Consider the following 7775-nt stretch of genomic DNA (forward strand, 5'->3'; position numbering starts at 1 on the left):
CGACCTGCACATGGCTCGTGAAACGGCCCATCCCGGCCCCGACTTTCGTCTTAGCCTTGACGCGAAAACCTCTTGCGACCAGCCTCAGGGGGCGCCATTATCAGCGCCCACTCGCCGGCCCATGCGACCGGCCAGGCGAGAGTGAGACCGGGGTGGCATCGGGTCCGGACGCGCCAAGGCGCTCCAATTACCGATAAGACCCTACCATTGTTGATATTTTCCCGATCTGGATTCGAACCCCCATGAGCAAAGTCCTGATTATCGGCGCCGGCGGCGTCGGCGGTGTCGTCACCCACAAGTGCGCCCAGCATCCCGAGGTGTTCAGCGAGATCTGCCTGGCCAGCCGCAACCAGGCCAAGTGCCGCGCCATCGCGGCCCAGCTGGAGCGCCCCATCCAGACCGCCGAGGTCGATGCCGACGACGTCGAGGCACTGGTTGCGCTGATCGAGTCGTTCCAGCCCGACGTGCTGATCCACGTGGCCCTGCCCTATCAGGACCTGACCATCATGGAGGCCTGCCTGCGCACCGGCGTGCCCTATCTGGACACCGCCAACTACGAGCACCCGGACGAGGCCAAGTTCGAGTACAAGGAGCAGTGGGCCTTCCAGGAGCGCTACGCCAAGGCCGGCAACATGGCCACCCTGGGCTGCGGCTTCGACCCGGGCATGACCAACATCTACTGCGCCTGGGGCCAGAAGAACCTGTTCGACGAGATCCACCGCATCGACATCCTGGATGCCAACGGCGGCGACCACGGCTATCCGTTCGCCACCAACTTCAATCCCGAGATCAACATCCGCGAGATCACCGCCAACGGCCGCTACTGGGAAGAGGGCGAGTGGAAGGAAACCGCGCCGCTGGCCGAGAAGCGTACCTTCGACTTCGACGGCATCGGCGAGAAGGACCTCTACCTGCTCTACCACGAGGAGCTCGAGTCCCTCAGCCAGAACATCAAGGGCCTGAAGCGCATCCGCTTCTGGATGACCTTCTCCGAGAAGTACATCACCCACCTCAAGGTGCTCGAGAACGTCGGCATGACCAGCATCGAGCCGATCGAGTTCGAGGGCCGCGAGATCACGCCGCTGCAGTTCCTCAAGGCGGTGCTGCCGGACCCGGCCTCGCTCGGCCCGCGCACCAAGGGCAAGACCAACATCGGCGTGATCCTCGACGGCATCAAGGACGGCAAGCGGCGCAAGGTGCACATCTACAACATCTGCGACCACGAGAAGTGCTACGCCGAGGTGCAGTCCCAGGCGATCTCCTACACCACCGGCGTCCCGGCGGTCACCGGCGCCATGCTGATGCTCGAGGGCCTGTGGAAGGGCGACGGCGTGTTCAACGTCGAGCAGCTCGACCCGGACCCCTTCATGGAGCGTATCGGTGACATGGGCCTGCCCTGGCAGATGGTCGAGCTCGACCCCGATGCCGACCCGCTGGCCTGAGCACGACATGAGCCAGATCGCCTATCCGTTCGATGCTTACCCCTTCGATATTGGGGCCTGTCCGTCGCCCGCCTACGTGGTGGACGACGCCCTGCTGCGCCGTAACCTGGAGCTGCTGCGGCGGGTCCAGGACCAGAGCGGCGCGCGCATCCTGCTGGCGCTGAAGGGCTTCGCCATGTGGGACACCTTTCCGCTGGTCCGCCAGTACCTGGTGGGCACCACGGCGAGCGGCCAGGACGAGGCGCAGTTGGGTGCCGAGACCTTCGGCGGTGAGGTCCACTGCTACTCGCCGGCCTTCAGCGAGGCGGAGATGGCGGTGGTGCTGCAGTATGCGGACCACCTCAGCTTCAACTCTCCGGCCCAGTGGCAGCGCTTCCGCGAGCTGGTGGCCCAGGCGCCGCGGCGGGTCTCCTGTGGCCTGCGGGTCAACCCGGAGTACTCCGAGGGCAAGGTGGCGCTCTACGACCCCTGCGCCCCCGGCTCACGGCTGGGCACCCGGGCCGTGGACCTGGAGGGCGTGGACCTCGCCGGCCTGGAGGGCCTGCATTTCCACACCCTGTGCGAGCAGAACAGCGACGCCCTGGAGCACACCCTGGCCGCCTTCGAGGAGCGCTTCGGTCGGCATCTCGCCGGCAGGAAGTGGGTGAACTTCGGCGGCGGCCACCACATAACCCGCGAGGATTATGACGTGGAGCGGCTGGTGCGGCTGGTTCGCGACTTCAAGGCACGCCACCCGCACCTCGAGGTCTACCTGGAGCCCGGCGAGGCGATCGCGCTCAACACCGGGTACCTGGTGTGCAGCGTGCTGGACATCGTCGAGAACGACGGCGCCATCGCCATCCTCGACACCTCGGCCACGGCGCACATGCCCGACGTGCTGGAGATGCCCTACCGGCCCGAAATCATCGGCGCCGGCGAGCCCGGCGAGAAAGCCCATACCTATCGGCTGGGCGGGCTGACCTGCCTGGCCGGCGACGTGGTGGGCGAGTACAGCTTCGACGCCCCGCTTGCGATCGGCGACCGCCTGGTGTTCACCGACATGGCCCACTACACCATGGTGAAGACCACCACCTTCAACGGCATGCGCCTGCCGTCGATCTGCCGGATCGACGAGGCCAGCCGCGAGGTGCGCACGGTGAAGCGCTTCGGCTACGAGGACTACCGGCAGCGGCTGAGCTGACGCCCACCAAGGACTCGACAGGCACTACACGACAGGCACCCGAGGGTGCCTGTTCTGGTCGTGTCGCCGGCCGACCACGCCCTTTCCCCGGGCGGCGATTTCACGCAAGGTAGCAGCAGTCACCACAGTGAACGGCGGGAGGATTCGGATGACCCAGGTCTTCAAGTTCGGCGGTGCCTCGATCCAGGACGCCGCGGCCATCCGTCGACTGGGCGAGCTGCTGGCCCGTTTCCGGTCACGTCCCCTGATCATGGTGGTCTCGGCCATGGGCAAGACCACCAATGCCCTGGAGGCGCTGCTGGCCGCGGCACGGGAGGGCGAGGCGGATGACTATCGCGACCGCCTCGAGACCCTGCGCCGCGACCACCTGGCCGCGGTGGAGAGCCTGTTCGGCGCCAGGACCGGCCCCGTGGCCGAGCGGGTCGAGGCGCTGATCACCGAGCTCGACCGCCGCCATCGCCGCCATGCGGGCCGCGAGCGCCCCTTCCACTACGACCAGACCGTCTGCTTCGGCGAGTTGCTCTCCACCACCATCGTCAGCGCCTGGCTGGAGGAGGCCGGCATGGCGACCGAGTGGCTCGATGCCCGGGAGCTGGTGGTCACCGACGACTGCCACCAGGCGGCCAACGTCGACTGGCAGGCCACCGCCGAGAAGGTGCGCGGCCTGGCGGCAGACGACAGGATCCGGGTCACCCAGGGCTTCATCGGCGGCACCGCCGAGGGCATCTCGACCACCCTGGGCCGCGAGGGCTCCGACTACAGCGCGGCGATCCTCGCCCACTGCCTCCAGGCGGAGGAGGTCACCGTCTGGAAGGACGTGACGGGGCTCTTCAATGCAGACCCGCGACGCTTCGACAACGCGGTGCAGCTCGAGCGGATCTCCTACCGCGAGGCCATCGAGCTGGCCTGGCACGGTGCCAAGGTGATCCACCCCAAGACCCTGGGGCCGCTGCAGCAGAAGGCGATCCCGCTGACGGTACGCTCCTTCCAGGACCTCGAGGCGCCGCCCAGCACCATCGGCCGGGACACCCGGTTCGACACCCAGACGCCCTCCCTGGTCCTGCGCGAAGCGCAGACGCTGCTGGAGGTCCGCCCCCGGGACTTCGCCTTCATGGACGAGGCCCGCCAGCACGACATCCTCGGCCGACTGGTGGAGGCCGGGCTGCATGCCGGTCTGGTCGACACCGGGGCCATGCGCCTCTCGCTCTGCCTGGATGGACATCCCGAGCGCCTCGAGCCGCTGGTCGCGTCGCTGTGTGCCGACTATGCGGTGGAGCGCCGGGACGACCTGACCCTGCTCACCGTGCGCCATGCCGACGACGCGTTGCTGGCGGCCCTAGGTGCCGGACGCGACAGCCTCGCCGAACGACGCAACGCCGACACCGCCCAGCGGCTCTTTCCCGGCAGCCAGTGCCGGGGGACCTGGCATATCCCGACCTGAGGCTCAGCCCAGCGCCCGAACCAGCAGCTGCACGCCGACGATGGCCATGGCCAGGATCACCAGCCGGTAGAAGAGGCGTTCGCTGACCCGGTGCTGCAGCCACAGGCCACTGCGCACCCCGGCCCAGGCCACCGGCACCAGCACCAGCGATGCCCCGGCGCTGGTCAGGTTGATCTCGCCGAGCCACAGGTAGGGCGGCAGCTTCATCAGGTTGACCGCGGCGAAGAGGATCGCGCTGGTGGCGATGAAGGCCTGCTTGCTCAGCCGCCGGGGAACCAGGTAGAGGTTGAGCGGCGGTGCCCCGGCATGGGCCAGGAAGCTGGTGAAGCCGCAGCCGACCCCGGCCGGCAGCGCCCAGCGGGTCGAGAGGGGACGCCCCGCGCTGGGCTTGAGCAGCATGTAGGCGGCGAACAGCAGGGAGATCACGCCGAGCAGCAGGCGCACGCCATCCTCGTCCAGGCGACCGATCAGCAGGGTGCCGATGACCACCCCGATGGCCAGCCCCGGAAGCACGCGGCGCACCTCGGCGCGGTCGTGATGCCCCCACCAGGCCTTCACCGTGAAGGCATCCATCACCAGCAGCAGCGGCAGCAGCAGCCCGGCCGCCTCGACGGGGCCGATGGCGAGCGCCATCAGCGGCACCGAGAGAGTGCCGAAGCCGCCGGCGAATCCCCCCTTGGAGACACCGGTCAGGTAGGTGGACACCACGATGAGGGTCCAGGCCAGCCAGGAGTAGTCGGGGAGCGACATGGGCCTTCCTTGGGTTTCATCCATCCGTGAACGAGACGACGCCGGGCCACGGTGGTGGCCCGGCGTCATGATACCGCGCGGCGCGGGGGTGGCCGTCAGGGACGGCCGGGTATCAGGCGGCGTCGCGCTTGCGTCCGGCGGCCACGTGCATGGCCAGGGCGGTATCCAGCATGCGATTGGAGAAGCCCCACTCGTTGTCGTACCAGGCCATCACCTTGACCAGGCGACCGTTCACCCGGGTGTGGTTGGCATCGAAGGTCGAGGAGTGGGCATCGTGGTTGAAGTCGATAGAGACCAGCGGCTGGGCGTTGACCGCCAGCACCGGGGAGGCCTCGGCGGCGCTGGCCACGATCTCGTTGATCTCTTCCTTGGTGGTCTCGCGACCGGCGGTGAACACCAGGTCGACCAGCGAGACGTTGATCACCGGCACGCGCACGGCCAGGCCGTCGAACTTGCCCTTGAGCGCCGGCAGCACCAGGCCCACCGCGGCGGCGGCGCCGGTCTTGGTAGGGATCATCGAGTGGGTCGCGCTGCGCGCCCGGTAGGGATCCTTGTGATAGACATCGGAGAGGTTCTGGTCATTGGTGTAGGCGTGCACCGTGGTCATCAGGCCGTTCTCGATGCCCACCGCCTCGTGGAGCGCCTGGGCCACCGGGGCCAGGCAGTTGGTGGTGCAGGAGGCGTTGGAGACCACCTTGTGTTCGGGCGTAAGCACGTCCTCGTTGACGCCGTACACCACGGTGGCGTCGGCATCGGGGCTCGGCGCCGAGATCAGCACACGCTCGGCGCCGGCCGCGAGGTGCTTGGCGGCGGCCTCGCGCTTGGTGAACAGGCCGGTGCACTCCATCACCAGGTCCACGCCCAGGGCCGCCCAGGGCAGCGCCGCCGGGTCCCGCTCGGAGAGGATGGCGATGCGCTGGCCATCCACGGTCATGCTCTCCTCGTCGTGCTCGACGGCGAAGGGGAAGTGACCGTGCACGGTGTCATGGCGCAGCAGATGCGCATTCAGCGACGGGTCGCCGAGGTCGTTGATGGCGACCACCTGCACGCGGTTGCGATAGCCGTTCTCGTACAGGGCACGCAGCACGTTGCGACCAATGCGGCCGAAACCGTTGATGGCGATCTTGAGCGTCATGGCGTTGTTCTCCTCGGTCCAGTAGCGTTCTATGGGTCGTGGCGGAGCCGATGGGCAAGAGAGTCCAGGCGGGCGCCCGGCTCGCATCGTGCCTGCGCGATCTTCATCCCTGCGCGGTGGGCCACGTGTCATCTGCCCCATAATGTGGACCAGTCCTGGCCGGGGCTCAAGCAATTTTTAGTAACTTTACAACATATAGAATTTCACTCTGACGCCGGAACACCACGAATATCCCGCACATCGGATAGCCAAACCTCGCAGAATGGCCTGTCGTCGGGGCCTGAGGGAAGGCTCAATATAGACCACAATGTAGTAAACTTACCTTGAAGACGTTATCGTGAACGGATAACAACCCGCGTCCACCGGAGGAGCACGACATGTCGACCACCCCACTGCACACCCCCATCCGTCGCACCAAGATCGTCGCCACCCTGGGCCCGGCCAGCGACCGGGAGGGGGTCCTCGAGGCGATGCTCGAGGCCGGCGTCGACGTGGTGCGCCTCAACTTCTCCCACGGCAGCCCCGATGACCACCGCCGCCGCCTCGAACGGGTCCGCGCCATCGCCGACCGCCTGGGGCGCAGCGTCGCCGCCCTGGGCGACCTCCAGGGCCCCAAGATCCGCATCGCCCGCTTCAAGGCGGGCGCCGTGGAACTCGAGGAGGGGCAGTCCTTCATCCTCGACATGGGCCTGGGCAGCGACCAGGGCGACGAGACCCGCGTCGGCTGCGACTACAAGACCCTGGCCGACGACGTCGGCCCCGGCGACCGCCTGCTGCTCGACGACGGCCGGGTGGTGCTCGACGTCAACCGGGTCGCCGACCACCTGATCCACACCAGCGTGGTGGTGGGCGGTACGCTCTCCAACAACAAGGGCATCAACAAGCAGGGCGGCGGCCTCTCGGCCCCGGCGCTGACCGACAAGGACAAGGCCGACCTGGAGACCGCCGTGGCGATCGGCGTCGACTACCTGGCGATCTCCTTCCCGCGCAGCGCCGCCGACATGGTCGAGGCCCGCGAGCGGCTCGGCGAGGCCGGCCGCGAGATCGGCCTGGTGGCCAAGCTGGAGCGCGCCGAGGCGGTGGCCGACGACGAGACGCTGGACGCCATCATCCGCGCCAGCGAGGCGGTGATGGTGGCGCGCGGCGACCTGGGCGTGGAGATCGGCGACGCCGCGCTGATCGGCACCCAGAAGCGCATCATCAAGCACGCCCGCACGCTCAACCGCGCGGTGATCACCGCCACCCAGATGATGGAGTCGATGATCGAGGCCCCGCTGCCCACCCGCGCCGAGGTGTTCGACGTCGCCAACGCGGTGCTCGACGGCACCGATGCGGTGATGCTCTCCGCCGAGACCGCCGCCGGCGACTTCCCGGTGGAGACCGTCGCGGCCATGGACCGGGTCTGCCTGGGCGCCGAGCGCGAGCGGCGCATCCAGGAGTCCGGCCACCGCATCCATGAGGGCTTCTCGCAGATCGACGAGACCATCGCGCTCTCCGCCATGTACGCCGCCAACCACCTCGCCGGGGTCGCCGCCATCGCCTGCATGACCGCCTCCGGCTACACGCCGCTGATCGCCTCGCGCATCAGCTCGGGGCTGCCCATCGTCGGCCTGGCCCACAACCCGGTGGCCCAGCGGCGTATGGCGCTCTATCGCGGGGTGGTCTCGCTGCCCTTCGACACCAGCGAGATGTCGGCCGCCGAGCTCAACGACCGGGCGCTGCAGCGACTGGTGGAGCAGGGCATCGCCGAGCCCGGCGACCACGTGATCCTCACCCGGGGCGACCACATGAACGCCCATGGCGGCACCAATACCCTGAAGATCCTCG

6 protein-coding genes are annotated in these 7775 nt (G+C 68.1%); 4 read left to right on the plus strand and 2 right to left on the minus strand.

Features of this window, described 5'->3' with window-relative positions:
• Nucleotides 1-242 precede the first annotated feature (242 nt).
• The 3 genes from QLQ86_RS05720 (at nt 243) to QLQ86_RS05730 (ending at nt 4063) form a co-directional block, all read left to right on the plus strand.
• The gene (locus QLQ86_RS05720) at nt 243-1442 is read left to right on the plus strand and encodes a saccharopine dehydrogenase family protein (RefSeq protein WP_282816188.1); all 1200 of its coding nucleotides are present in this window, start codon (nt 243-245) and stop codon (nt 1440-1442) included.
• Between the two features lie 7 nt (nt 1443-1449).
• A complete protein-coding gene (nspC, locus tag QLQ86_RS05725) occupies nt 1450-2622 on the plus strand; it encodes a carboxynorspermidine decarboxylase (RefSeq protein WP_282816189.1) in 1173 nt (390 codons plus the stop codon).
• Between the two features lie 148 nt (nt 2623-2770).
• Nucleotides 2771-4063 carry an aspartate kinase gene (locus QLQ86_RS05730; RefSeq protein ID WP_282816190.1) on the plus strand — a complete coding sequence of 431 codons (1293 nt, stop codon included), beginning with the start codon at nt 2771-2773 and terminating at the stop codon, nt 4061-4063.
• A gap of 3 nt (nt 4064-4066) precedes the next feature.
• On the opposite strand, the gene QLQ86_RS05735 is transcribed toward QLQ86_RS05730, so the two are convergent.
• Together QLQ86_RS05735 and gap are read right to left on the minus strand one after the other, a co-directional pair.
• Nucleotides 4067-4813 carry a sulfite exporter TauE/SafE family protein gene (locus QLQ86_RS05735; protein WP_282816191.1) on the minus strand — a complete coding sequence of 249 codons (747 nt, stop codon included), beginning with the start codon at nt 4811-4813 and terminating at the stop codon, nt 4067-4069.
• A gap of 112 nt (nt 4814-4925) precedes the next feature.
• Complete coding sequence (gene gap / locus QLQ86_RS05740) at nt 4926-5948, minus strand: type I glyceraldehyde-3-phosphate dehydrogenase (RefSeq protein WP_282816192.1); 1023 nt, start codon at nt 5946-5948, stop codon at nt 4926-4928.
• A gap of 377 nt (nt 5949-6325) precedes the next feature.
• On the opposite strand from gap, the gene pyk reads away from it, so the two are divergent.
• Nucleotides 6326-7775: pyruvate kinase (pyk, locus tag QLQ86_RS05745; protein ID WP_282816193.1), on the plus strand; the 1450-nt coding region annotated here is incomplete at its 3' end.

It is taken from the genome of Halomonas rhizosphaerae (assembly GCF_030012485.1).
GTDB classification, from domain to species: domain Bacteria; phylum Pseudomonadota; class Gammaproteobacteria; order Pseudomonadales; family Halomonadaceae; genus Halomonas; species Halomonas rhizosphaerae.

Excerpts from the sequence above, each read along its gene's own strand:
- QLQ86_RS05720 (WP_282816188.1), top strand. The coding sequence starts at position 243 with ATGAGCAAAGTCCTGATTATCGGCGCCGGCGGCGTCGGCGGTGTCGTC.
- nspC (WP_282816189.1), top strand. The coding sequence starts at position 1,450 with ATGAGCCAGATCGCCTATCCGTTCGATGCTTACCCCTTCGATATTGGG.
- QLQ86_RS05730 (WP_282816190.1), top strand. The coding sequence starts at position 2,771 with ATGACCCAGGTCTTCAAGTTCGGCGGTGCCTCGATCCAGGACGCCGCG.
- QLQ86_RS05735 (WP_282816191.1), bottom strand. The coding sequence starts at position 4,813 with ATGTCGCTCCCCGACTACTCCTGGCTGGCCTGGACCCTCATCGTGGTG.
- gap (WP_282816192.1), bottom strand. The coding sequence starts at position 5,948 with ATGACGCTCAAGATCGCCATCAACGGTTTCGGCCGCATTGGTCGCAAC.